This is a genomic window from Alistipes sp. DJF_B185 (assembly GCF_964250025.1).
Lineage (GTDB): Bacteria > Bacteroidota > Bacteroidia > Bacteroidales > Rikenellaceae > Alistipes > Alistipes finegoldii.
This window is the reverse complement of sequence record NZ_CAXUDY010000009.1, coordinates 1-23,396: the sequence shown is the minus strand read 5'-3', so window position 1 is coordinate 23,396 and position 23,396 is coordinate 1. Positions and strand designations below refer to the sequence as shown.

Sequence of the window (23,396 nt, the reverse complement as noted above, 5' to 3'; positions counted from 1 at the left end):
TTCGTAAAATAACAGGTTATGTATTTCACGCTATTGGTGGTCGTCATCCTGACGGCCATTGCGCTGGTCGCAGTCGCGCTGGGTATCGCCCGCGCCGTGTCGCCGCGTTCGTACAACCCCCAGAAGGGCGAAGCGTATGAGTGCGGCATCCCGACACGGGGCCGGTCGTGGATGCAGTTCAAGGTGGGTTACTACCTCTTTGCGATCCTGTTCCTGATGTTCGACGTCGAGACGGTGTTCCTCTTTTCATGGGCCGTCGTCGTGCAGGAGCTGGGTGTGTACGGACTGGTGAGCATCCTCTTCTTTTTGGTCGTCCTGATTTTGGGCCTTGCGTACGCATGGCGGAAAGGAGCTTTGGAATGGAAGTAAAAAGAGAACCGAAGATCAAGTCGATGAAATACGAAGATTTCAACGACAACGAATACCTCGAAAAGATGGTCGCCGAACTGCGCGACAACAATACGAACGTGATCGTGGGCTGTCTGGACGAGCTGATCGAGTGGGGCCGCAGCAACAGCCTGTGGCCGCTGACCTTCGCCACGAGCTGCTGCGGCATCGAGTTCATGGCCGTGGGCGCGGCGCGTTACGATTTCGCCCGGTTCGGGTTCGAAGTGGCCCGCGCCTCGCCGCGTCAGGCCGACTTCATCATGGTCGCCGGCACCATCACCCACAAAATGGCCCCGGTGCTCAGGCGCCTTTACGACCAGATGGCCGATCCGAAGTACGTGATCGCCGTGGGCGGCTGCGCCATCAGCGGCGGACCCTTCAAGAAGTCGTATCACGTGCTGAACGGCGTGGACAGGATTCTGCCCGTCGATGTCTATATACCCGGCTGTCCGCCGCGGCCCGAAGCGATGCTTTACGGCCTGATGCAGCTGCAGCGCAAAGTGAAGCTGCAGCGTTTCTTCGGCGGGGTGAACAAGCAGATCGGCCGCGAAGAGTATGAAGAGCTGCTGCGCCGCGACCTGACCTCGGAGCGGAACGATTTGAATGTGGAAGGAGGAGAAAAGCAATGAGTATGACGCTGAAAGACAAGATAACGGCATGGGAACCTCAGGCCGTATGGTCCGAGGCGGGCGACGGCATGTGGACCGTGCCCGCGGAGAAGTTTCACGATCTGGCCGCCCGGCTCAGGGCCGCGGGATTCGATTTCCTGCGCAGTCTGACGGGCATGGACTGGGGCGAAGAGGGCTTCGGAGCCGTCTATCACCTCGAAGCCACCGCCACGGGCGAAAACGTCGTCCTGCGGACGCTGACGCCGAGCCGCGAGAAATGCGGCCTGCCCTCGGTCTGCGATTTGTGGAAGGCCGCCGAGCTGAACGAACGCGAGGTATTCGACTATTTCGGCATCGGGTTCCTGAACCATCCCGACATGCGGCGGCTGTTCCTGCGCGACGACTGGGTGGGGTATCCCCTGCGCAAGGATTACGATCCGGCGCTCAATCCGCTGCGCATGACCAACGAGGTGTCGAAGGACAGCGCTCCGAGTTTCGAGCTGACCTCCGACGGCAGTTTCATCCGCAAGCGCAACGTGCTCTTCGAAGAGGACGAATACGTCATCAACGTCGGTCCCCAGCACCCTGCGACGCACGGCGTGCTGCGCTTCAGGGTTTCGCTGGAGGGTGAGATCATCAAGAAGCTCGACGTGCACTGCGGTTATATCCACCGCGGCATCGAGAAGCTGTGCGAGGGGCTGACCTATCCCCAGACGCTGGCCCTTACGGACCGGCTGGATTATCTGGGGGCCGCGCAGAACCGTCATGCGCTCTGCATGTGCATCGAGAAGGGGCTGGGCGTCGAGGTGTCGGAGCGGGTGCAGTATATCCGCACGATCATGGACGAGCTGCAGCGCATCGATTCGCACCTGCTGTTCTTCGCGTGTCTCTGTATGGACATGGGGGCTTTGACGGCGTTCTTCTACGGGTTCCGCGACCGTGAGAAGGTGCTCGACATTCTGGAGCAGACCACGGGAGGCCGCCTGATACAGACCTATAACACCATCGGCGGCGTGCAGGCCGACATCCATCCTGAATTCGTGCGCAAGGTCAAGGAGTTCATCGCCTATATGCGTCCGCTGCTGCGCGAATACCACGAAATATTCACGGGCAACGTCATCGCGCAGGAGCGTCTGAAAGGAACGGGCGTGCTGACCCGTGAGGATGCGATCTCGTTCGGCGCCACGGGCGGCACGGGACGCGCCGCGGGCTGGGCCTGCGACGTGCGCAAGCGGCATCCCTACGCCATGTACGGCAAGGTCGATTTCGAGGAGGTGCTCTTCACCGAGGGCGACTGCTTCGCCCGCTACATGGTCCGCATGCGCGAGATCGAGCAGAGCATGAACATCGTCGAACAGCTGATCGACAATATTCCCGAAGGGGAATACCAGTTGAAGATGAAGCCGGTGGTCCGCATTCCCGAAGGCAGCTACTACGCCGCCGTCGAGGGGAGCCGCGGCGAATTCGGCGTGTTTATCGAGAGCCGGGGCGACAAGTCGCCTTACCGCATGAAGTTCCGTTCGACGGGACTGCCGCTGGTATCGTGTCTCGAAACCATAGCGAAGGGGACGAAGATCGCCGACCTGATCGCCATCGGAGGCACGCTCGATTACGTCGTACCCGATATAGACCGGTGAGAGGTTGAAAGCTTCGCCGGTCGGCGCCGGCTCTTCCCGATGTTTTTTCCGCCGCAGGCGGATAAGTCCCCTCCGAGAAGGGGATTTAGGGGGGCAGACTTGTAAACACGGCCAGAGACCGTGAATTGCAGCCGGGGAGAGCGGAAAACGGATTGAAAAAGGAAAAACTTACAGATATGTTTGATTTTAGTATAGTAACGAGCTGGATTCACGGGCTGCTCACGTCGCTGATGCCCCTCGGACTGGCGGTCTTTCTGGAGTGCGTGATCGTCGGTGTCTGCCTGCTGCTGATGTATACGGTGATCGCCATCCTGATGATCTTCATGGAACGCAAGGTCTGTGCGGCCTTCCAGTGCCGTCTGGGACCGGTGCGCGTGGGGCCGTGGGGCACGCTGCAGGTCATCTGCGACGTATTCAAAATGCTCACCAAGGAGATTATCACCATCCGCCGTTCGGACAAGTTCCTCTACAACCTCGCGCCCTACATCGTCATTCTGGCGTCGGTGCTGGCGTTCGCCTGCCTGCCCGTGAACAAGGGGCTGGAGGTGCTGGACTTCAACGTGGGCGTCTTCTTCATGATGGCCGCGTCGTCGATCGGCGTGGTCGGCATCCTGCTGGCGGGGTGGAGTTCCAACAACAAGTATTCGCTCATCGGCGCCATGCGGAGCGGCGCGCAGATGATTTCGTACGAGCTTTCGATCGGCCTTTCGATCCTGACGATCATCGTGCTGACCGACACCATGCAGTTCTCCGAGATCGTGGCCCGGCAGGCCGACGGCTGGTTCATCTTCAAGGGGCATATTCCGGCGCTGATCGCCTTCGTGATCTACCTGATCGCGGGCAACGCCGAGGTGAACCGCGGCCCGTTCGACCTGCCGGAAGCCGAGTCGGAGCTGACGGCGGGGTATCACACCGAATATTCGGGCATGCACTTCGGACTCTTCTACGTCGCCGAATTCGTCAATCTGTTCATCGTCGCGGGCGTGGCCGCCACGATCTTCCTCGGAGGGTGGATGCCGCTGCATATCTCCGGCTGGGAGGGCTTCAACGCCGCGATGGACTACATTCCGGGCTTCGTCTGGTTCTTCGGCAAGGCGTTCTTCGTGGTGTGGCTGCTGATGTGGATCAAGTGGACATTCCCGCGCCTGCGTATCGACCAGATACTGACGCTCGAATGGAAGTATCTGGTGCCGATCGGACTGGCCAACCTGCTGCTGATGGTCGTTGTCGTCGTATTTAAACTGCATTTTTAGCCATGAAAAGCTATATCAAAGGATTCTTTCACGGACTGGGGTCCCTGTTGACGGGACTCAAGGTGACGGGCCGTGAGTTTTTCACGCCCAAGGTCACCGAGCAGTATCCGGAGAACCGCGCCACGCTCAGGATGTTCGACCGCTTCTGCGGCGAACTGACCATGCCGCACGACGCCGAGGGCCGGAACAAGTGTATCGCCTGCGGCCTGTGTCAGTCGGCGTGTCCCAACGGCACCATCCGCATCACGACCGAAATGGTCGCCGATCCCGAAACGGGCAAGAGCCGCAAGCGGCTGGTGCTCTACGAGTACGATCTGGGGGCGTGCATGTTCTGCCGTCTGTGCGTCAATGCCTGCCCGACCGGGGCGATCCGTTTCTCGACCGACTTCGAACATGCGGTCTACACGCGCGAAAAGCTGGTCAAAACCCTGAATAAACAGTAAGCCATGGAGATAACACTCGAATTAATCGTCTTTACGGTGCTGGCGGTCTTCACGGCCGTGAGCGCTCTGCTGGCTGTGACGACCAAGCGCATCCTGCGCGCGGCGACCTACCTGCTGTTCGTGCTGTTCGGTACGGCGGGCATCTATTTCCAGCTCAACTATTCGTTCCTCGGCGCGGTGCAGCTGCTGATCTATGCCGGCGGCATCACGGTGCTGTACGTCTTTTCGATTCTTTTGACGTCGAGTCAGGGCGACAAGTCGGAGGACCTGAAGGGATATAAATTCTTCGTGGGGCTGGCCGCGACGCTGCTGAGTCTCGGCGTCTGCCTTTATGTGACGCTCGGACACGATTTCAGGCCCTCGCATTTCGTTCACGGCGAACTGCACGTGCAGACCATCGGCCATGCGCTGATGAGCAGCGGCAAATACGGCTACGTGCTGCCGTTCGAGGTCATCAGCATCCTGCTGCTGGCCTGCATCGTCGGCGGAATCCTCATCGCACGCAAACGCTAAAAAAGTACGGCTATGATACACATGGAATATTATCTCGTCCTCTCCACGATCATGATGTTCGTGGGAATTTACGGATTCGTCACGCGCCGCAACCTGCTGGCGATGCTGATTTCCGTCGAGCTGATCCTCAATTCGGTCGATATCAACTTCGTCGTCTTCAACCGGTTCCTCTTCCCGGAACAGTTGGAAGGATTCTTCTTTACGCTGTTCGCCATCGGGATCAGCGCCGCGGAGACGGCCGTCGCCATCGCCATCATCATCAATATTTACCGCAACATCCGCAATATCGAGGTCAAGAGCCTGCGGGAGATGAAGTGGTAGCCGAAAACGAAAAACGACTCTTATGGAATATACGATTCTGATTCTGCTGCTGCCCCTGCTGAGCTTCCTCTTCTTAGGCTTGGCCGGCATGAAGCTCAAGCCCGCGGCGGCGGGCCTCGTCGGCACGGCGGTGCTGGGTGTGGTGACGCTGCTGTGTTACTGTACGGCGTTCGAATACTTCACGGCCGGGCGCGATGCCGCCGGGGCGTTCCCGACGCTGATTCCGTGGAATACGGTCTGGCTGCCGATCAGCCGTACGCTGCATATCGACATGGGCATCCTGCTGGACCCGATTTCGGTGATGATGCTCGTGGTGATCTCGACCGTCTCGCTGATGGTGCATGTCTACTCGCTGGGCTACATGAAGGGCGAACGGGGTTTCCAGCGTTACTATGCGTTCCTGTCGCTGTTTACGATGAGTATGATGGGACTTGTGGTGGCGACCAATATTTTCCAGATGTACCTGTTCTGGGAGCTGGTGGGCGTCAGCTCTTATCTGCTGATCGGCTTCTACTATACGAAGAGGGAGGCCGTCGCCGCGTCGAAGAAGGCCTTTATCGTGACGCGCTTCGCCGATCTGGGATTCCTCGTCGGAATCCTCTTCTACGGCTATTACGCCGGGACGTTCTCCTTTACGCCGGAGGTGCGGCTGCTGGCCGCCGCGGGGACGATGATCCCGCTGGCGCTGGGGCTGATGTTCATCGGCGGCGCGGGCAAGAGCGCCATGTTTCCGCTCCACATCTGGCTGCCCGACGCCATGGAAGGCCCGACGCCCGTGTCGGCGCTGATCCACGCCGCGACGATGGTCGTGGCGGGCGTCTACCTCGTGGCGCGCATGTTCCCGCTCTTTATCGGCTATGCGCCCGAAGTGCTCCACTGGACGGCCTACATCGGTGCCTTTACGGCACTGTACGCCGCCGTGGTGGCCTGCGTCCAAAGCGATATCAAGCGCGTGCTGGCGTTCAGCACCATTTCGCAGATCGGTTTTATGATCGTGGCGCTGGGCGTCAGCACCTCGGCCGATCCGCATGCGGGCGGGCTGGGGTACATGGCTTCGATGTTCCACCTCTTCACGCACGCCATGTTCAAGGCCCTGTTGTTCCTCGGCGCCGGATGTATCATCCACGCCGTCCACTCCAACGAAATGTCGGCCATGGGCGGCCTGCGCAGGTATATGCCCGTGACGCACGCCACGTTCCTCGTCGCCTGTCTCGCCATTGCCGGCATCTGGCCCCTGAGCGGTTTCTTCTCGAAGGACGAGATTCTGACGGCCTGCTTCGCGTTCAGCCCCGCGATGGGGTGGCTGATGACCGCCATTGCCGGACTGACGGCGTTCTACATGTTCCGCCTGTACTACAATATCTTCTGGGGACGCGAGAACCGGGAACTGCATGCCGCGCACAAACCGCATGAGGCTCCGCTGACGATGACCCTGCCGCTGGTGTTTTTGGCGGCGGTGACGCTCGTCGGGGGCGCGATCCCGTTCGGGAAGTTCGTCAGCAGCGACGGCATGCCCTACACGATTCATATCGACTGGCGCGTGGCGGGCGTGAGCCTTTGCGTGGCTGCCGCGGGCATTGCGCTGGCGACGTGGATGTACCTGCGCGAGCGGCAGCCCGTCGCCGACCGGCTGGCCCTGCGGTTCCGCGGCCTGCACAGGGCGGCCTATAACCGGTTCTATATCGACGACGTTTATCAGTTCGTCACCCACAAGGTGATCTTCCGCTTTGTTTCGACCCCGATCGCGTGGTTCGACCGCCACGTCGTGGACGGCTTTATGAATCTGCTGGCAAGGGCGGCCGGCGGCGCGGCGTACGCGATCCGCGACATGCAGAGCGGCAGCGTGCAGCGTTACTGCATCTGGTTCCTCGGCGGGGCGCTGGGCTTTACGATCATCCTGCTGTTAATCCGTTAATTTGAAGTTATTATGAATATGTTATCCTTGTTTCCCGCCATTCCGCTGCTGATGATGCTGGGACTTTGGCTGTCGAAATCGACGCGGCAGATCCGTGCCGTGATGGTGGCGGGCTCTTCGCTGCTGCTGTTGCTGGCGGCGGTGCTGGTGGTGCGCTACCTCGGCCTGCGCGAAGCGGGCGAGACGGCCGCCATGCTCTTTACCGCGAGCCATGTGTGGTACGCTCCGCTCGATATCCACTATGCGGTGGGCGTGGACGGTATCTCGGTCGCCATGTTGCTGCTGTCGGCCGTCATCGTATTTACGGGTACGTTCGCTTCGTGGCGGATGCAAACGCAGATCAAGGAGTACTTCCTCTGGTTCTGCCTGCTGAGCGTCGGCGTTTTCGGGTTCTTTATCTCGGTGGACCTCTTCACGATGTTCATGTTCTACGAGGTGGCGCTGATCCCGATGTACCTGCTGATAGGCGTCTGGGGCAGCGGCCGCAAGGAGTACGCCGCCATGAAGCTGACGCTGATGCTCATGGGCGGTTCGGCGCTGCTGCTGATCGGCATTCTGGGCATCTATTTCGGCGCCGGGGCGACGACGATGAATATTCTGGAAATCGCGCAGTTGCACAGCATTCCGCTCGCGCAGCAGTATGTCTGGTTTCCGCTGGTCTTTGTCGGGTTCGGCGTGCTGGGCGCGCTGTTCCCGTTCCATACGTGGAGTCCCGACGGCCATGCTTCGGCTCCGACGGCGGTCTCGATGCTCCATGCCGGGGTGCTGATGAAGCTGGGCGGTTACGGCTGTTTCCGCGTGGCGATGTACCTGATGCCTGAGGCGGCGCACGAACTGAGCTGGATATTCATCGTCCTGACGACAATCTCGGTCGTCTACGGGGCTTTGGCGGCCTGCGTGCAGACCGACCTCAAATACATCAACGCCTATTCGTCGGTGTCGCACTGCGGGCTGGTGCTCTTCGCCATTCTGATGATGAACACCACGGCCGGAACGGGAGCGATTCTGCAGATGCTGAGCCACGGCCTGATGACGGCCCTCTTCTTCGCCCTGATCGGCATGATTTACGGCCGTACGCATACGCGCGACATCCGCGAGCTGAGCGGCCTGATGAAGGTCATGCCCTTCCTTGCGGTGGGGTACGTCATCGCGGGTCTTGCGAACCTTGGACTGCCGGGGCTGAGCGGCTTCGTGGCCGAAATGACCATCTTCAACGGCGCGTTCATGAACGACGACACGTTCCACCGCGTCGTGACGATCATCGCCTGCACGAGCATCGTGATTACGGCGGTTTACATCCTGCGGGTGGTGGGGAAAATTATTTACGGCACCTGCACCGACGAACACCACCTCAAACTGACGGACGCCACGAGGGACGAGCGGCTGTCGGTCGTCTGTCTCGTCGCCGCCATCGCCGGCATGGGTCTCGCGCCGCTGTGGGTGAGTGACATGATCCGGGAGAGCGTGACGGGCATCATTGCACAATTAATGAGTTAAGCGATTATGGATTACAGCAACATATTTACCTCTATGCAGGCCGAAGTGACGCTCATCGCGGTGATCGTCCTGCTGTTTCTCTATGACCTGATCGCGGGGGAGCGGGGACGCCGCCGGTTTTCGGCCGTCGCCTGCGGACTGCTCGCGCTGCAGGTCGCGGTCAATGTCGTTCCGGGGACTCCGGGCGAAGTGTTCGGGGGCATGTTCCAGTACGTGCCGATGCACTCCGTCGTCAAGAGCGTGCTGACCGTCGGGACGCTGATCGTCTTCCTGCAGGCCGATGCGTGGCTGCGCCGCGGGGATACGGCCCACAAGCAGGGCGAGTTCTACATCCTGACCCTCTCGACGCTGCTGGGCATGTATCTGATGGTCGGCGCGGGCAACTTCCTGCTTTTCTTTATCGGCATGGAGCTGGCTTCGGTGCCGATGGCCTGTCTGGTGGCGTTCGACAAGTACAAGCGTTATTCGGCCGAGGCGGGTGCGAAGTACATCCTCTGCGCCCTCTTCGCCAGCGGGCTGATGCTCTATGGAATCTCGTTCTTCTACGGGACGACCGGGACGCTCTATTTCGACGATATGGCGGCGCGCATTACGGGTTCGCCGCTGCAGATCATGGCCATGGTCTTCTTCTTCGCGGGGCTGGGGTTCAAGATTTCGCTGGTCCCGTTCCACCTCTGGACCGCCGACACCTATCAGGGCGCGCCGACGACGGTGACCTCCTACCTGTCGGTGGTGTCGAAAGGCTCGGCGGCGTTCGTGCTGATGACCGTGCTGATGAAGGTCTTCGGGCCGATGATCGGGCAGTGGCAGACGCTGCTTTATGCCGTGACGGTGCTGTCGATCACGGTGGCGAACCTCTTCGCCATCCGGCAGAAGGACCTGAAACGCTTCCTCGCCTTCTCGTCCATCTCGCAGGCCGGTTACATCATGCTGGCCGTGATCGGCGGGAGCGCCTTCGGCATGACTTCGCTGGTCTTCTACGTGCTGGTTTACATGGCCGCGAACCTCGCGGTTTTCGGTGTCGTTTCGACGGTCGAGCAGCATAGCGGCGGCAAGGTCGGGATCGAAGATTACAACGGGCTGTACCGCACCAATCCCAAGCTGGCGGTGATGATGACCCTCGCGCTCTTCTCGCTGGCGGGGATTCCGCCCTTTGCCGGGTTCTTCTCGAAGTTCTTCGTCTTCGCTGCGGCGTTCAAAGGCGGCTTCCACCTGCTGGTGTTCATCGCGCTGATCAATACGGTCATCTCGCTCTATTACTACCTGCTGGTGGTCAAGGCGATGTATATCACTCCGAACGATGCGCCCGTCGCGCCGTTCCGCAGCGACCGCTATACCCGCATCAGTCTTGCGCTCTGCATGGCGGGCGTCCTGCTGCTGGGAGTCGTCAGCGCCGTATACGACGGTATAAACGCTTTCGCGTTCGGGCTTTGACGGGGTGAATGGAAAAAGAGGGCGGCATCTTCTGCGGATGCCGCCCTCTTTTCGTGCGGATGAGTTTTTGCCAGCGCAATGCCGGCGGGCCTGCCGCCGTTTCAGTTGTCCGGCCGAGGCCGTCTTGTGTGCTTCTTGAGGCCGGTCGCCTGCCGTTGTCCGGGGCCGTCGCGCCGTCAGTCTTCGTGGGCTTTTTCGAGATTCAGCAGGTGGGTTTTCACGCCCAGACCTCCGGCATAGCCGACCAGTGCGCCCGTGCTGCCGACCACGCGGTGGCAGGGGACGACGATGGCGATCGGGTTGCGGTTGTTGGCCATGCCTACCGCGCGGCAGGCCGTCGGGCGGCCGATCTGCGCCGCGATCTGGCCGTAGGTGCGGGTCTCGCCGTAAGGGATCGTCCTCAGGGCCTCCCACACGGCTTGCTGGAATGGAGTGCCGGCGGGCGCCAGCGGGAGGGTGAACTCGCGGCGCGTTCCTGCGAAGTATTCGGCCAGCTCGGCCGCCGCCTGCAGGAGCAGGGGACCGGCCGTCTCCGGCGTACACGTCTCCGGGGCGTTGCGCGGTCTGCGCCGGTTGCGGTATTCGCGGCCGAAGAAGATGCGGGTGACGGCTTCGTCCGAAGCCGTGATGCCGAGTTTTCCGACGGGTGTTTCGATGAAGAGCATCCGTTCCATATCGTCTCGTTTTAAAGGTTGTCCAGCGTGTAGCGGATCATTTTCTGCCGTACGTTCGCCGTGTCGTGGGGCTGCATCGAGTGGTTCTGGTCGGGGTAGACCATCATGTCGTACTGCTTGCCGCAGCGGTTCAGGGCGCGGGTCATCTCGACGGTGTTCTGGAAGTGGACGTTGTCGTCGGCCGTGCCGTGGATGATCAGCAGGCGGGTCTTGGTGTCGTCGAGCATCCGGGCGAAGTTGAGCGGCGAGTTGTCGTCGTAACCCGAAGCGTTGTACTGCGGCAGGTTGTTGTAGATTTCGGTGTAGATCGAGTCGTAGTAGCGCCACGAAGTGACGGGCGCCACGGCGATTGCCATTTTGAACAGTCCGTGCCCTTTGAGCGCGCAGCTCAGGGCCATGAATCCGCCGTAGGACCAGCCGTAGATGCCGATGCGCGCCGGGTCGGCATAGGGCTGCGCCGCCATGTAGCGGGCCAGCGAGAGCTGATCCTCGACTTCGAGCGCGCCCAGCCGTCCGTAGGTCTGTTTCTTGAATTTCTCGCCCCGGAAACCCGTGCCGCGTCCGTCGGCGCAGACCACGATATAGCCCTTGTCGGCCAGCGCGTCCTCCCAGTCGAGCGACCAGCGGTCGCGCACCGACTGCGAACCGGGACCCGAATACTGCGTCAGCAGGACGGGGTAGCGTTGCGAAGGGTCGAAGCCGCGGGGCTTGACGATGTAGGCGTTGAGCGTGTCGCCGCGCTCGGTGGCGAAGGTGAAGAACTCCTTTTGCGGGCGGTTCGCGGCGGCCAGCTCATCGCGCAGGGCCTTGCTGTCGGCCAGCAGGCGGACCGGGTTGCCCTCGCCGTCGCAGATCTCGACCCGGTTGGGGGTCGCGGCGTTGGAGAAGGTCGATATGTAGTATTTCATGTCGGCGCTCGGCGCGATCGTATAGAAGCCTTCGCCCGTGGTCAGGCGGCGTTTCTGCGTGCCGTCGAGCCGCACGCTGTAGAGGTTGCGGCGCAGGGGGGAGGTCTCAGTCGAGAGGTACCACACGCGCTTGCCGTCGGTGCCCGCGACGTCGGTCACCTCCCAGTCGCCCTTGGTCACCTGCGCGAGGAAACCCCGGCGGATGCTGTAGAGGTAGAGGTGCATGTATCCCGTGTGGCTCTCCTGCCGTACGAGGAAGCGGTCTTTGTCCACGAACGTGAGCGAGGAGTCGTCCACGCGCTCGACGTACTGCTGCGAACGTTCGTCGTAGATCGTCCGCTGGGCGCCGTTAGGCTCGCAGAGAATCACCTCGAAGGTGTTCTGGCGGCGGTTGAGCCGGAAGAAGTAGAGCCGCCCGTCGGGGGTCCAGCCGATGCGGGGGATGTACTGGTCGGTTTCGCGGCCCGTGTCGATGCGCTCTTTGGCGCCGGTCGCGAGGTCGCAGACCCACACTTCGACCGTCGAATTGCGTTCGCCGGCCTTGGGGTATTTGAACGAGTAGGCCTGATTGTAGAGCTTGCCGTCGAAGCGCATCATCTCCATCAGTGGCACCTGAGATTCGTCGAAGCGCAGGTAGGCGATGCGGCGGCTGTCGGGCGAAAAGGCATAGGCTTTCGTGAAGCCGAACTCCTCCTCGTAAACCCAGTCGGTCGTGCCGTTGATGACCGAATTCCACGCACCGTCGTCGGTGATGCGGCGCGTCTGCCGGGCGGCGGTGTCGTAAACGTAAAGGTCGTTGCGGTCCGAATAGGCGATCAGTCTGCTGTCGGGCGAGAACGAAGCGTCGCGCGGGGCTTCGGCCTCCCGGAGTACGGGCGTCAGGCTGTTGCCCGCAGCCAGAAAATAGCTGGTCGTATAGGAGTGGCGGTAGATCGGCTTCGACCCCGAAGCGATCAGTATCTGCCGCTCGTCGGGCGAGAAGGAGTAGTCGGTGATCGTCAGGTTGGCCGCGGACGAAGGGAGCATCCGCTCGCCCGGTCCCGCCGCGGCGTAGCTGTGGCGGATGATGTTGCTGCCTTCGAGCGTGGTGTAGTGCTCGCCGTCGGCCATCGAGCGGATGCCGCGGACGGTCTGGTTCATGCCCCGCAGTCGGGCGATTTCGGCGTATTCGTTCTGGGCCTGTACGATGCCCGCTCCGAGCAGTGCGGCCGCAAGGAGCGTAATTAACGATGCTTTCAATGTAAATTCCGTTTTAAATGTCCTCCACTTCGAAATCGTAGCCGAGCCGCTTGCCCGTGACGAATTTCGAGTTGTCCATCTTGGTGTTGAACTGATCGACCGTCACGCGCTTGTTGTCCTCGTAAGGCGGCATCAGCAGGTCGAAGTTCAGGGCGAACCAGATCGCCTCTTCGAGGATGGCGATGAGCGCGTCATGGCCGATTTCGCTTTTGCCGAACTCCGCGGCCCGCATCGAGGTCTGCTGTTTGCCCTCGACGAAGTAGCGGCGTTCGCGGTTGATGAAGATGCGGCCGATGAGGTAGCCTTCGTCGGCGTTGCGGTTGAACTTGAACGAGTCGGAGAGGAAGTTGTAGATGTTGATCAGGCCGCAGTAGGAGTTTTCGCGGTCGCCCTGCACATAGGGATTCTGCCAGATCGGGTGGTCGGCGGCGAATTCGAAGATGTCGGTGTGCATCTGGAATATCAGGATGTCGTTGGCCACCTGCAGCTGGGCTTCGAACTTGCCGCGGTCGCGGTATTCGAGCCGCACACGGCGGTCGAGTTTGCCGTCCAGCTCGTCGTCCAGCTCCGAGGCCATTTCGAGCAGCGTCTCCTTCAGCTCGTTGAAGGCCGAGAAGGTGTTGTCGAAAATCCGTTGCTTGAGCGTCGATTTGCGGATGATCGTATCGAGGATCTTGCTTCTTAGCGGTGTGGTTTCCATGCTGTATCGTGTGTTTTACTTTATGCGTATCTGGCGGCCCTGTTCGAGCGTGTCGCCCGGCCTGAGCTTGTTGAGCTTCTCGATCGAGCGGGTGCGGATGGCGTACGACTGCCCCACGGCGTAGGCCGTTTCGCCCTGACGGCAGGTGTGGGTGTGGGCGTTGCCCTCCCAGCGTTTTTTCTTGCGCTCGATGTAGACCACCTCGTGGGGCATCGGCTGGGCCTTCTTGTCCTTCAGATCGTTGAACTTGCGCAGATTGCGTGCCGAAATGCGGAATTTCTTCCCGATGTTCTCGAACGTGTCGCCCTCCTTGGCCAGCACGTAGTGCACGCCGTTGGTCGCATAGACGTTGTAGCCGTTGTGGGCGTTGATCGTCACGCGGTAGTTGTCCGGATCGACGGCCGACGATCCGTCGGCCGGGCGCTCCATGCTGGTCTGGTCGGTGAACCAGCCTTCGGGATCGGTGATCTTGCGCCCCGAACGCGAAGCGTAGAGCCGCTCGCCGTCGGGCTGGTCCAGCAGGAAGAGCTGGGCCTCCTCGATGATGCGGCAGAGCCGCTGCGCATAGTCGGGCGCCGTGGCGTAGCCGGCGGCCTTCAGTCCCCGCGCCCAGCTTTTGTAGTCGGTCGGGGAGTAGGCGAACAGCGAGTCGTAGCGGGGCTGCGTGTCGAGGAATTCGGCATGGTCTTGGTACGAGGCTTCGACCGTGGGATAGCTGCGGAAGCACTCGCCTTTGGCGTCGTCGTCGTGGTAGACTTTTTCGCCCGTCCAGTTGCGTTTGCACTTGATGCCGAAGTGGTTGTTGGACATTATCGAGAGACGGCTGTTGCCGCAGTCGGATTCGAGGATGCCCTGCGCCATGGTGATGCTGGCCGGGATGCCGTAACGCTCCATGTGGGCCACGGCGATGGATTTATAACGGTCGATATACTCCTCGCGGGTCTGGCGGACCTGCGCCCGCAGGCTTCCGAATGCCGTCAGGAGGATTCCAGCGAGCAGTATTGCATTTTTGGAAAAATTCATTATCTTTGTTTAATCTTATACGGACAAAGGTATAATTTTCCCACGAAAATTACAATTAAAATATATTGCTGAACTATGTTTACCGAAAACGCAAACCGCATTTTCAACCGGGTTATCGAAGAGTATCACCGCTGGGACGATGTGGACCGCCCCGTCGAGAATCCCTATGAGCCGGGAACGATCGATCACCTGCTCTATCACAAGAACTGGATCGACACCGTGCAGTGGCATCTTGAGGATATCATCCGTGATCCGCAGATCGACCCTGTGGCCGCGCTGGCCATCAAACGGCGCATCGACAAGTCCAATCAGGAGCGTACGGACATGGTGGAGTACGTCGATTCGTACCTGCTCGACAAATACAGGGAGATAGAACCCCTGCCCGGCGCTCGGCTCAATACCGAGACCCCGGCGTGGGCCATCGACCGGCTGTCGATTCTGGCGCTCAAGATTTACCACATGGCCTGCGAGACGGAGCGTACCGATGTGGACGACGCCCACCGCGCGGCGTGCCGGAAGAAGCTCGACGTGCTGCTGGCGCAGCAGGCGGATCTTTCGAAAGCGATCGAAGAGCTGATCGAGGACATCGAGGCGGGCCGCAAGTACATGAAGACCTACAAACAGATGAAAATGTATAATGATCCGGCGTTGAACCCGGTTCTTTATGGTCAGAAAAAGTAAGAAGCTTCCGCGTCATCTGATCGTGTACCGGACCTCGGCGATGGGGGACGTGGCGATGCTCGCGCATGCGCTGCGGGCCTTGAAGCGGGCATATCCCGATCTGCAGGTCACGGTTGCCACGCGACCGCTGTTCCGGGCCTTTTTCACGGACCTCGACGTCGGTTTTCTGGACGTCGATGTCAAGGGCGCCCACCATTCGCTGTGCGGCATATGGCGGCTGGCCGCCCAAGCGCGGCGGCTGGGGGCGGATGCCGTGGCCGACGTGCACGGCGTGCTGCGTTCGGTGACGTTCCGCACGGCTTTGCGGCTGCACGGTATTCCCTTCGCGGCCATCGGGAAGGGCCGGGACGAGAAGGGTGAATTTATCCGGCGCGGCGGCCGGGGTGTCAAACCTGCGAAACATACAGTCGTCCGCTATTGCGACGTATTCCGGAAACTGGGATTCGTGTTCGACGATCCGAAGCCGGCCGTGCGGCGCGAGCATCCCAGTCCGATGGGTGAAAAGACGGGGACGTGGATCGGTTTCGCCCCTTTCTCGGCGCAGCAGGGCAAGACCTATCCCGAACCGCTGGCCCGCGAGACGGTGCGCCTGCTTGCCGGGCGTTATGACCGGGTTTTCATCCATAGCGGCGGGGGTGCCGAGGCGGAATTCGCGCAGGAGATGGAGCGCCTTCATCCTAATGTCACGGCGCTGTTCGGACGGGTTAAGATGGCGGGCGAGATCGACCTGATCGCCAATCTGGATTGCGTGGTGTCGATGGATTCGCTGGTCATGCATTTGGCTTCACTCGTGGCGACGCCCGTGGTGTCGGTATGGGGTGCGACGCATCCCGGTCTGGGATTCTTCGGGTACGGCTGCGATCCGCGCGGCATCGTGCAGGCCGATATGGAGTGCCGCCCGTGCTCGGTCTTCGGAAATAAACCGTGCCGTTACGGAGATTACCGTTGTCTGCATGCCGTGACGCCCGCCATGATCGTGGAGCGGGTTGAGGAGATCGTCGGCAAATGACAATAGGACTGAATATGAAAAGCCCCGGAAATTCCGGGGCTTTTTTCGTATCCGGGCGTGTGCCGCGGCGGAGCCGGCGGGCTTTGTCGCGTGGACACGTTTTTTATCGGCTGTTTGGACCGGCTGTTTTTCCGGCTTTTGAGACCGGCTGTTTGGACCGGTTCGGGTCTTTTTACCGGCTTTGTCCGGTTTGTGTTTCCGGCACTGCGTTTCCCGCCGGAGGGGCGGTGCCTTTCCGGCTTTATATTCCCGGTATTGTGTTTCCGGCCGATAATAATCGGCGCTTTCCCGGCTTTTTGTTCCCCGGCGCTGCGTTTCCCGCCGGAGGGGCGGTGGTTTCCCGGCGCTATTTGTTGCGGCGGATCACGATGCAGTTGGGAACGCCGCGCTCGCCTTCGTGGTCGAAACGTTTGTTGTCGTAGGGGTGGTTGAGGATGCCTTCCTGCGCTGTCCAGAGCGTCGAGGAACCGCCGCCGTCGAGGTTCAGCGCATCGACGAGCCCCAGCTGACGGGCGATGTAGGCTGTTTCGGCGATGGTTGCGCCGTCGGCTTCGCCCTTGAAGCGGCCGTCGATGACGGCCATGACGACCGTGCCGTCGGCCCGTTTGCCGATCAGCGTGCGGGGATGGCGGCGGGCGTAGAAGCTGTCTTCGGAGTCGTATTCGACGCTCCGGCCGTCGCGGACCAGCATCGGACCTGCGGCCAGCGCCGAGCGGTAACGGCGGGCGATGCGGGAGTATTGGGTCGTGTCGCAGCGGAGAATGTCCATTTTGCGGCCGCGTTTGTCGCGCAAAGCGATGACGCCGTTGGTGCGCATCGTCTCACCGGGAGTCGTCCGGCCCAGAATCTGCTTGTCGATCAGTACGAAGGTTACGGGGGCGAGCGTCTTCATGTTGAAGTAGCTGCCGTTCAGGGCGGCGTCGGCTCCGGCGGCTTTGCCCAGCTCGCTCGTGGGGGATGCTTTGCCGTCGAGCTGTATGATTTCCGTCGTGAAATTACGGGCGGGGTAGGCGACCACCGAGACGGTCTGCCGCGAATCGAACATGTCGATCTGGGCGCGGCGGCATTCGGCGCCCGCCGCGAGGGGCGTGATCTGCCAGCGGGCGCCGGCGAAAGCGACCGAGTCTTCGGGTGTCTGGGCCGCGGCCGCAAAAGAAAAGAGGAGCAGGAAGGCTCCCGCAAGTAATTTAGTCATGGCTTAGGTAGAATTGGCGGATACAAATTTAAGAATTTAAATCGGTTCGCCAAATTGCGGCCGCCGTCGGGACGCGTGAAAAATCCCCGGCCTTTTCGGGGCCGGGGATATGCTTTGGCTGCGTAAAGCGGCCTTGCTATTTGGTCGCTTTGGTGTAAACCGTCTTGTTGCCCTCGATGGTCAGCGTGTATACGCCGTCGGCGTCCTTGGCGATGATACCCGTCTCGGTGAAGTCGATGGTCTGGCCGTTGCCGACGCTTTGGCCTTTGAGCAGGATTTTGCCGGCTTCGCCCTGCAGCTCCCACGAGGTGTAGCGCAGCGTGGCCATGTTGATCGACTGGGCCTGACCTTCGATCAGGATGTCGATGCCCATTACGCCTTCGGGGTTGATGGGGTCGGGCATGGTCCATTTGCCGACGGCTTCGGCATAGGTCGGGTCGGTGGCGACTTTAGCGGCTGCGGCGCCGTCCTCCAGCTTGCCTTTGTAGTCCACGACGACCGGGGCGCCGAGCAGCAGGCCGTTGGCTTCGCTCTTGTCGGCGTCCATAGTCGAGAAGGTGAAGGTCCCTTCGGCGTTCTCGACGGTTACGGTGTTCATCGACGCATCGGTGATGAAGCCGGTAAAGGTTTTGGGCGTGTTGTCGCCGCAGGCAGTCATGCCGCACAAAGCGATGGCGGCGGCCATGATCTTGATGCTTTTCATTGCTTGTGAGATATTTATGTTTAACGCTTTCTGAGGTATTCGTCGATGGCCCGTGCCGCTGTGCGGCCTGCGCCCATGGCGAGGATGACGGTCGCGGCGCCGGTTACGGCGTCGCCGCCCGCGAAGACCCCTTCGCGCGACGTGGCGCCCTGCCCGTCGGCCGTGATGCAGCCGCGGCGGTCGGTCTCCAGTCCTGCGGTCGTGGCGGCCAGCAGGGGATTGGGCGAGGTGCCCAGCGCCATGATGACCACGTCGCAGGCGATGTCGAATTCTGAGCCGGGCTTCACTACGGGCGAGCGGCGGCCGCTCTGGTCGGGTTCGCCCAGCTCCATCTCCACGCACCGGATGCCGGTGACCCAGCCGCGCTCGTCGCCGAGGACCTCCGCGGGGTTGGTGAGCATGCGGAAGCAGATGCCCTCCTGCTTGGCGTGATGGACCTCCTCGACACGTGCCGGAAGCTCCTTTTCGCTGCGGCGGTAGACGATCGTCGCCTCGGCGCCCAGCCGTTTGGCCGTGCGCACGGCATCCATCGCCACGTTGCCGCCGCCGACCACGACCACACGCTTGCCGACGTAGATCGGGGTGTCGTACGTGTCGTCGTAGGCGCGCATCAGGTTGGCGCGCGTCAGGAATTCGTTGGCCGAAACCACGCCGTTGAGGTTCTCGCCCGGAATGCCCATGAAGCGGGGAAGTCCCGCGCCGGAGCCGATGAATACGGCGTCGTACCCCTCCTCGCCGAGCAGCGAATCGACGGTGACGGTGCGGCCCACGATGACATCGGTTTCGATCTCCACGCCGAGCCGCTCGACTTCGGCGATCTCGCGCGCCACGATGCGTTGTTTGGGCAGACGGAATTCGGGAATGCCGTAGACCAGTACGCCTCCCACCTTGTGCAGGGCTTCGAATATCTTGACTCCGTAACCCATTTTCGCAAGGTCGCTGGCGCAGGCCAGTCCTGCCGGGCCGCTGCCGATGACGGCGACTCTGCGGCCGTTGCGCGGTGCGGTGCGGGACGCCGCGGCCCCGTGTTCGAGTTTCCAGTCGCCTACGAAACGTTCGAGTTTGCCGATGGCGACCGGTTCGCTCTTGATGCCCAGAATGCAGGAGCCTTCGCACTGCGATTCCTGCGGGCAGACGCGGCCGCAGATCGAAGGCAGCGAACTGTCTTCGGCGATGATGTCGGCCGCTTGCTGCAGCTCGCCCCGGTGCAAGGCTCCGATAAAGTCCGGGATGCGGATATTGACCGGACAGGCCGCTACGCAGCGGGGATTCTTGCATTGCAGGCAGCGCGACGCTTCGAGCGCCGCCTCTTCGAGGTCGTAGCCGTAGCAGACCTCCTCGAAGTTGGTCGCACGTACTTTCGGGTCTTGTTCGCGCACGGGGACGCGCGGTATCTTGTTTGCCATTGTAGTCGTATGCTTTTGGGGGTGTAGGCGGAGCGGCGTGCCGGCTCCGCCGTGCGTTTATTTGTCCAGTCCTATTTTACATTGGTGTCCGGCTTGACGCTCGGCTTCGATGGCCGCGGCGCGCTGTTCCTGCGTGCAGTACATGCCCTGACGGCGCATCGCTTCGTCGAAATCGACTTCGTGGCCGTCGAATTCGGGGCCTTCGACGCACGTGAAGCGCGTCCTGCCTGCCACCGTCACGCGGCAGGCGCCGCACATGCCCGTTCCATCGACCATCAGTGCATTGAGCGAGACGGTCGTTTTCAGCGCGTATTTCTTCGTCGTGAGGGCCACGAACTTCATCATGATCATCGGACCGATGGCCACGCATTCGTCGTAATGTCGGCCCTGCTTTCCGATCAGTTCGTCGATCACCTGCGTAACAAGCCCTTTGAAGCCTTCGGAGCCGTCGTCGGTGGCGATATGGAGGTTTTCGGCCACGGCGCGCATCGCGTCGGTGTAAATGAGCATGTCGCGGGTCTTGGCGCCGATGATCACGTCGGCCTTGACGCCGTGTTCCTTGAGCCATTTGACCTGAGGATAGACCGGGGCGGTGCCCACGCCGCCTGCGACGAAGAGGTAATGCCGCTTGCGGAGTTCGTCGAGCGGCATTTCGACGAATTCGGAGGGGTGGCCGAGCGGGCCTGCGAAGTCGGCGAACGCTTCGCCCGCTTCGAGCGAACAGATTTTGCGCGTCGAAGCGCCGATGGCCTGCGTTACGATGGTGACGCTGCCCTCTTCGGCGTCGAAGTCGGAGATCGTGAGCGGAATGCGTTCGCCGTGTTCATCGGCGCGGACGATGATGAACTGTCCCGGCCGGGCCGAGCGTGCGACGCGCGGTGCGAGGACTTTCATCAGCCAGATGCCCTCTGCGAGGAGTCTTTTTTCAAGTATCGGGTACATTTATAAATGGGTTTCCGGCTTTTATCCGCCTGCGCGGTAAAGCCGCATTGTCGTATCTTTAGTCTTCGACGATCGCCGTCGCCCGCAGCCGCCGCATCGGGCGCGTGGGATCGTTGGTTATGATCGTCACGAAATCGGTCACTACGCCGTATTCCTGTCTGCCGGGGTCGAGCGTCGCCTTGGCCGTGAACGAACTGCCGGCAGGGATGCGCTGTCCCGGCGTGAGCGTCGTCGCGACCTTGCCGCCCGTCTCCACGGCGCGGACGATCAGCTCGCCGTCGCCCGTGTTGGTGAGCGTGAAGGTGCGCTGCTGTTGGGGTGCGTTGTGTTTTACCGGGCCAAATTTAATAATATTTTCGGTTATCTGCACTTTCGGCGTCCGTCGGGCGTCGGCCGGGGACTTGTCGATACCGATGCCGTGGGCCACGATCAGCGTTCCGTTGCCGCGGCCGTCGGCCCGCACCTCCAGCGCGTCGCGCAGCGAACCGTAGCGGGGTGCGCCCTCCGGGTTGAGGTACATGAGGTTGATTTCGGCGGTCTGGCCGGGGGCGAGTTCGCGCGGGTAGTCGGCGGCGAGCAGGCCGCTCGACTCCTTGGGATGCAGTTCCAGACGGACCGGGCGGTTCGACGTGTTGATGCAGCCGATGGCAGACTGGACCTGCTGTCCCTCGCGGATATAGGAGAAGGTGCAGAGCGTCGAAGCAAGCCGCAGACCGCCGCCCGCATCGACCGGATAGAGCTCTTCGGTGGTTTTGGTGCGCGGAGTGACGGAACCGCGCACGGTGAGCGTTGCGATCTTGCGCCGCTCGGAGGAGTAGACGCCCAGCTCTTTGGTGAAGGCGCCGGGGCGGTTGGTCGGGTCGAACGTTACTTTGATTGTCGTTTTCTCGCCCGGACGGATCGGCCGTTTGGTGAATTCGGGCACCGTGCAGCCGCAGGTGGTCACCACGTCGAGGATTACGACGGGTTTGTCGGAGCGGTTCTCGCCCGTGAACGTGTGGCTTACGCGGCCGTCGGTTTCGGAAATCGTACCGAAGTCCCATGAATCGGGGGTGAAAATCAACTGGGCGTGCGCCGGCGCCGTCAAGGCGCAAAGGGCCAAGATTATGAGTGAGATATGTCGTCGTATCGTCATGGTGCGTATGGATGTCGGTTTTGCAAAGGTACATTTTTTGTGAAAAAATCGTGCAATAATTTTGCGGGAATGAAATTTTGCTATATATTTGCACTCCGAAACGGTTAAACAACGAGTTTCAAATGCCTGAATAGCTCAGTTGGTTAGAGCACATGACTGTTAATCATGGGGTCCTAGGTTCAAGTCCTTGTTCAGGCGCAGATGCGCGAGGGTTGCGTAAGGTTCTTTCAAAAACGCCTGCAAAGAGGTGATGAAAAGAGAATGAAAAATTTTGCTGAAAAATTTGGAGTTCCTGAAAATTGAATTACCTTTGCAGTCCCAAGCCATTTTTAACGGGAGCTTAGCTCAGCTGGTTCAGAGCGTCTGCCTTACAAGCAGAGGGTCGGGGGTTCGAATCCCTCAGCTCCCACAATTGAAAATCAACGACTTACAGCAATGTAGGTCGTTTTTATTTTGTGTGCCTCCGTGGTCGGTTTACACGTTTTTTGCCCGTTTGTGTTAACCAATGTGTCAACCGAAATGACGCATGAAAGCAAACATTGAGGTCATTTGTTACAAGTACAAACCTCTCAAAGACGGAACGCTTCCTTTAATGCTCCGAGTTACGAAAGACCGCAAACGCAAATACGTTTCGCTCGGCCTTTCCCTGCACGAAAAATTTTGGGATTTCGAGAAAGGCAAGCCCAAACGGAATTGTCCCAACAAGGAGCAAATCGAACGGCTGATAGCCGCAAAAACGGCGGAATACAACGATTTGATTGTCGAAATGACCTCCCAGCAACGTGAATACACGGTGGAAACGCTCGTGTCCCATTTTTATAACCAAGTCCGTTGCGCTACGGTGGTCGAATTGTACGATAAACTGATTGACGACATGAAACGCGGCGGTAAACTCGGCAATGCAGGCGTTTACAAATACTCCCGTACATCGTTGCTGAAATTCACGGGGCAGCGGTTGCAAATTCCGTTCAGCGACATTGACGCCGTGTGGTTGCGTCGTTACGAGAATTGGTTACGGACGAGCGGTTGCGGTGATACGACCATTAGCCAACTCTTTCGAACGTTGCGTAGCGTGTTCAACAAGGCGGTAGAATTGCAGTTGGTGAAACGGGACTATTACCCGTTCGATGCCTATAAAGTCAGCAAATTCGATACGCGGACGAAGAAACGGGCCATTACGAAAGAGGACGTGCGCAAGGTTATTGCACTCGACTTGTCGCAAGGCTATCCCTCCGAACGATTGGCGCGTGATATTTTCGTGTTCAGCTATTTCGGAGCAGGGATTAACTTTGCAGACATCGCCCTGCTGAAATACGGGAATGTACGGGACGGTCGGGTGCAATACGTTCGCAAGAAAACGGGTAAGCCTATCAATTTTCTGCTGACGGAAGAAATGCGGAATATCATTGTCCAATACCAGCGTCAAGGACAGACGGATGAAGATTATATTTTTCCGATACTCGACCGTCGTGTGCATAGGACGGAGCAGCAGAGATATGACCGAACGCATAAGGTGCTGACGAACACGAATCGTTGGTTACGTAAAATCGGACAACGGGTTGGCATCGAACATCTGACTACCTATGTCGCTCGGCATACGTTCGCCACCGTGCTGAAAAGGTCGGGAGTGAATATTGCCATCATTTCCGAATCGTTGGGACATTCCGATTTATCGACCACCCAAATCTATTTGGATAGTTTCGAGAACAGCCAAATCGACGCGGCGATGCAGAATCTATTGTGAACGAAAAAGGGCACTCCGACGAATATACG

At 60.2% G+C, this 23,396-nt stretch carries 22 protein-coding genes and 2 tRNA genes; 15 read left to right on the top strand and 9 right to left on the bottom strand.

The features are described from left to right. Nucleotides 1-18: 18 nt before the first annotated feature. The 10 genes from ACESTR_RS11790 to ACESTR_RS11745 all read left to right on the top strand — a co-directional run bounded on the left by ACESTR_RS11790 (nucleotide 19) and on the right by ACESTR_RS11745 (nucleotide 10,008). The gene (locus ACESTR_RS11790) at nucleotides 19-369 is read left to right on the top strand and encodes an NADH-quinone oxidoreductase subunit A (protein ID WP_009599057.1); all 351 of its coding nucleotides are present in this window, start codon (nucleotides 19-21) and stop codon (nucleotides 367-369) included. After that, entirely contained in the window at nucleotides 360-1,016 is a 657-nt protein-coding gene (locus ACESTR_RS11785; RefSeq protein ID WP_227042792.1) for an NADH-quinone oxidoreductase subunit B, read from the top strand. The genes ACESTR_RS11790 and ACESTR_RS11785 overlap by 10 nt, the downstream gene beginning before the upstream one ends. Nucleotides 1,017-1,018: 2 nt before the next feature. After that, on the top strand, nucleotides 1,019-2,632 hold the full coding sequence (locus ACESTR_RS11780; RefSeq protein WP_279183174.1) for an NADH-quinone oxidoreductase subunit C: 1,614 nt from the start codon (nucleotides 1,019-1,021) through the stop codon (nucleotides 2,630-2,632). A gap of 176 nt (nucleotides 2,633-2,808) precedes the next feature. Next, nucleotides 2,809-3,885 carry an NADH-quinone oxidoreductase subunit NuoH gene (nuoH, locus tag ACESTR_RS11775; RefSeq protein WP_009599064.1) on the top strand — a complete coding sequence of 359 codons (1,077 nt, stop codon included), beginning with the start codon at nucleotides 2,809-2,811 and terminating at the stop codon, nucleotides 3,883-3,885. Between the two features lie 2 nt (nucleotides 3,886-3,887). After that, nucleotides 3,888-4,328, top strand: coding sequence for a NuoI/complex I 23 kDa subunit family protein (locus ACESTR_RS11770; protein ID WP_009599041.1), 441 nt, complete (start codon nucleotides 3,888-3,890; stop codon nucleotides 4,326-4,328). Nucleotides 4,329-4,331: 3 nt separating this feature from the next. Continuing rightward, nucleotides 4,332-4,841 (top strand): NADH-quinone oxidoreductase subunit J, encoded by a 510-nt coding sequence (locus tag ACESTR_RS11765; RefSeq protein ID WP_009599072.1) that lies wholly within the window; start codon nucleotides 4,332-4,334, stop codon nucleotides 4,839-4,841. A 12-nt stretch (nucleotides 4,842-4,853) separates the two neighbouring features. After that, on the top strand, nucleotides 4,854-5,162 hold the full coding sequence (gene nuoK, locus ACESTR_RS11760; protein ID WP_009599068.1) for an NADH-quinone oxidoreductase subunit NuoK: 309 nt from the start codon (nucleotides 4,854-4,856) through the stop codon (nucleotides 5,160-5,162). Between the two features lie 22 nt (nucleotides 5,163-5,184). Next, nucleotides 5,185-7,077 (top strand): NADH-quinone oxidoreductase subunit L, encoded by a 1,893-nt coding sequence (gene nuoL / locus ACESTR_RS11755; RefSeq protein ID WP_315975953.1) that lies wholly within the window; start codon nucleotides 5,185-5,187, stop codon nucleotides 7,075-7,077. A gap of 12 nt (nucleotides 7,078-7,089) precedes the next feature. After that, nucleotides 7,090-8,574, top strand: a complete 1,485-nt coding sequence (locus ACESTR_RS11750) for a NuoM family protein (protein ID WP_217729324.1) — start codon at nucleotides 7,090-7,092, stop codon at nucleotides 8,572-8,574. Between the two features lie 6 nt (nucleotides 8,575-8,580). Next, nucleotides 8,581-10,008: an NADH-quinone oxidoreductase subunit N gene (locus tag ACESTR_RS11745; RefSeq protein WP_373179312.1), complete on the top strand. Its 1,428-nt coding sequence runs from the start codon at nucleotides 8,581-8,583 to the stop codon at nucleotides 10,006-10,008. Nucleotides 10,009-10,184: 176 nt separating this feature from the next. Here ACESTR_RS11745 and ACESTR_RS11740 read toward each other — a convergent pair whose 3' ends face one another. From ACESTR_RS11740 to ACESTR_RS11725, 4 genes are read right to left on the bottom strand one after another with little or no spacing between them, the layout of a single operon-like run. Then, nucleotides 10,185-10,682 (bottom strand): methylated-DNA--[protein]-cysteine S-methyltransferase, encoded by a 498-nt coding sequence (locus ACESTR_RS11740; RefSeq protein ID WP_014774910.1) that lies wholly within the window; start codon nucleotides 10,680-10,682, stop codon nucleotides 10,185-10,187. Nucleotides 10,683-10,693: 11 nt separating this feature from the next. After that, nucleotides 10,694-12,829, bottom strand: a complete 2,136-nt coding sequence (locus ACESTR_RS11735; protein ID WP_227042797.1) for a S9 family peptidase — start codon at nucleotides 12,827-12,829, stop codon at nucleotides 10,694-10,696. A 13-nt stretch (nucleotides 12,830-12,842) separates the two neighbouring features. Then, nucleotides 12,843-13,529: a hypothetical protein gene (locus ACESTR_RS11730; RefSeq protein WP_009599067.1), complete on the bottom strand. Its 687-nt coding sequence runs from the start codon at nucleotides 13,527-13,529 to the stop codon at nucleotides 12,843-12,845. A gap of 15 nt (nucleotides 13,530-13,544) precedes the next feature. Then, complete coding sequence (locus ACESTR_RS11725) at nucleotides 13,545-14,552, bottom strand: glucosaminidase domain-containing protein (RefSeq protein WP_373179311.1); 1,008 nt, start codon at nucleotides 14,550-14,552, stop codon at nucleotides 13,545-13,547. Between the two features lie 75 nt (nucleotides 14,553-14,627). Here ACESTR_RS11725 and ACESTR_RS11720 point away from each other — a divergent pair, with 75 nt between their 5' ends. Together ACESTR_RS11720 and ACESTR_RS11715 are read left to right on the top strand one after the other, a co-directional pair. Beyond that, on the top strand, nucleotides 14,628-15,233 hold the full coding sequence (locus tag ACESTR_RS11720; protein ID WP_009599048.1) for a DUF4254 domain-containing protein: 606 nt from the start codon (nucleotides 14,628-14,630) through the stop codon (nucleotides 15,231-15,233). Further along, nucleotides 15,217-16,242, top strand: a complete 1,026-nt coding sequence (locus ACESTR_RS11715) for a glycosyltransferase family 9 protein (RefSeq protein ID WP_009599065.1) — start codon at nucleotides 15,217-15,219, stop codon at nucleotides 16,240-16,242. Before ACESTR_RS11720 ends, ACESTR_RS11715 begins: the two co-directional genes overlap by 17 nt. Nucleotides 16,243-16,588: 346 nt before the next feature. On the opposite strand, the gene ACESTR_RS11710 is transcribed toward ACESTR_RS11715, so the two are convergent. The 5 genes from ACESTR_RS11710 to ACESTR_RS11690 form a co-directional block, all read right to left on the bottom strand. Further along, nucleotides 16,589-17,437 carry a phosphodiester glycosidase family protein gene (locus ACESTR_RS11710; RefSeq protein WP_014774907.1) on the bottom strand — a complete coding sequence of 283 codons (849 nt, stop codon included), beginning with the start codon at nucleotides 17,435-17,437 and terminating at the stop codon, nucleotides 16,589-16,591. Between the two features lie 136 nt (nucleotides 17,438-17,573). Further along, complete coding sequence (locus tag ACESTR_RS11705; protein ID WP_014774906.1) at nucleotides 17,574-18,140, bottom strand: lipocalin family protein; 567 nt, start codon at nucleotides 18,138-18,140, stop codon at nucleotides 17,574-17,576. A gap of 20 nt (nucleotides 18,141-18,160) precedes the next feature. Continuing rightward, on the bottom strand, nucleotides 18,161-19,546 hold the full coding sequence (gltA, locus tag ACESTR_RS11700) for an NADPH-dependent glutamate synthase (protein WP_279066492.1): 1,386 nt from the start codon (nucleotides 19,544-19,546) through the stop codon (nucleotides 18,161-18,163). Nucleotides 19,547-19,603: 57 nt separating this feature from the next. After that, the gene (locus ACESTR_RS11695; RefSeq protein WP_279064627.1) at nucleotides 19,604-20,488 is read right to left on the bottom strand and encodes a sulfide/dihydroorotate dehydrogenase-like FAD/NAD-binding protein; all 885 of its coding nucleotides are present in this window, start codon (nucleotides 20,486-20,488) and stop codon (nucleotides 19,604-19,606) included. 58 nt (nucleotides 20,489-20,546) lie between these two features. Further along, complete coding sequence (locus ACESTR_RS11690; RefSeq protein WP_195559919.1) at nucleotides 20,547-21,623, bottom strand: DUF1573 domain-containing protein; 1,077 nt, start codon at nucleotides 21,621-21,623, stop codon at nucleotides 20,547-20,549. Between the two features lie 124 nt (nucleotides 21,624-21,747). Here ACESTR_RS11690 and ACESTR_RS11685 point away from each other — a divergent pair. The 3 genes from ACESTR_RS11685 to ACESTR_RS11675 all read left to right on the top strand — a co-directional run bounded on the left by ACESTR_RS11685 (nucleotide 21,748) and on the right by ACESTR_RS11675 (nucleotide 23,367). Continuing rightward, nucleotides 21,748-21,821, top strand: a tRNA-Asn gene (locus ACESTR_RS11685). 136 nt (nucleotides 21,822-21,957) lie between these two features. Beyond that, a tRNA-Val gene (locus ACESTR_RS11680) sits at nucleotides 21,958-22,032 on the top strand. A gap of 117 nt (nucleotides 22,033-22,149) precedes the next feature. After that, nucleotides 22,150-23,367, top strand: coding sequence for a site-specific integrase (locus ACESTR_RS11675; RefSeq protein ID WP_256169415.1), 1,218 nt, complete (start codon nucleotides 22,150-22,152; stop codon nucleotides 23,365-23,367). The last annotated feature ends 29 nt before the right edge of the window (nucleotides 23,368-23,396 follow it).

Coding starts and splice junctions, on each gene's coding strand:
- ACESTR_RS11790 (WP_009599057.1), top strand. CDS start 19: ATGTATTTCACGCTATTGGTGGTCGTCATCCTGACGGCCATTGCGCTG.
- ACESTR_RS11785 (WP_227042792.1), top strand. CDS start 360: ATGGAAGTAAAAAGAGAACCGAAGATCAAGTCGATGAAATACGAAGAT.
- ACESTR_RS11780 (WP_279183174.1), top strand. CDS start 1,019: ATGACGCTGAAAGACAAGATAACGGCATGGGAACCTCAGGCCGTATGG.
- nuoH (WP_009599064.1), top strand. CDS start 2,809: ATGTTTGATTTTAGTATAGTAACGAGCTGGATTCACGGGCTGCTCACG.
- ACESTR_RS11770 (WP_009599041.1), top strand. CDS start 3,888: ATGAAAAGCTATATCAAAGGATTCTTTCACGGACTGGGGTCCCTGTTG.
- ACESTR_RS11765 (WP_009599072.1), top strand. CDS start 4,332: ATGGAGATAACACTCGAATTAATCGTCTTTACGGTGCTGGCGGTCTTC.
- nuoK (WP_009599068.1), top strand. CDS start 4,854: ATGATACACATGGAATATTATCTCGTCCTCTCCACGATCATGATGTTC.
- nuoL (WP_315975953.1), top strand. CDS start 5,185: ATGGAATATACGATTCTGATTCTGCTGCTGCCCCTGCTGAGCTTCCTC.
- ACESTR_RS11750 (WP_217729324.1), top strand. CDS start 7,090: ATGAATATGTTATCCTTGTTTCCCGCCATTCCGCTGCTGATGATGCTG.
- ACESTR_RS11745 (WP_373179312.1), top strand. CDS start 8,581: ATGGATTACAGCAACATATTTACCTCTATGCAGGCCGAAGTGACGCTC.
- ACESTR_RS11740 (WP_014774910.1), bottom strand. CDS start 10,682: ATGGAACGGATGCTCTTCATCGAAACACCCGTCGGAAAACTCGGCATC.
- ACESTR_RS11730 (WP_009599067.1), bottom strand. CDS start 13,529: ATGGAAACCACACCGCTAAGAAGCAAGATCCTCGATACGATCATCCGC.
- ACESTR_RS11725 (WP_373179311.1), bottom strand. CDS start 14,552: ATGAATTTTTCCAAAAATGCAATACTGCTCGCTGGAATCCTCCTGACG.
- ACESTR_RS11720 (WP_009599048.1), top strand. CDS start 14,628: ATGTTTACCGAAAACGCAAACCGCATTTTCAACCGGGTTATCGAAGAG.
- ACESTR_RS11715 (WP_009599065.1), top strand. CDS start 15,217: ATGGTCAGAAAAAGTAAGAAGCTTCCGCGTCATCTGATCGTGTACCGG.
- ACESTR_RS11710 (WP_014774907.1), bottom strand. CDS start 17,437: ATGACTAAATTACTTGCGGGAGCCTTCCTGCTCCTCTTTTCTTTTGCG.
- ACESTR_RS11705 (WP_014774906.1), bottom strand. CDS start 18,140: ATGAAAAGCATCAAGATCATGGCCGCCGCCATCGCTTTGTGCGGCATG.
- gltA (WP_279066492.1), bottom strand. CDS start 19,546: ATGGCAAACAAGATACCGCGCGTCCCCGTGCGCGAACAAGACCCGAAA.
- ACESTR_RS11695 (WP_279064627.1), bottom strand. CDS start 20,488: ATGTACCCGATACTTGAAAAAAGACTCCTCGCAGAGGGCATCTGGCTG.
- ACESTR_RS11690 (WP_195559919.1), bottom strand. CDS start 21,623: ATGACGATACGACGACATATCTCACTCATAATCTTGGCCCTTTGCGCC.
- ACESTR_RS11675 (WP_256169415.1), top strand. CDS start 22,150: ATGAAAGCAAACATTGAGGTCATTTGTTACAAGTACAAACCTCTCAAA.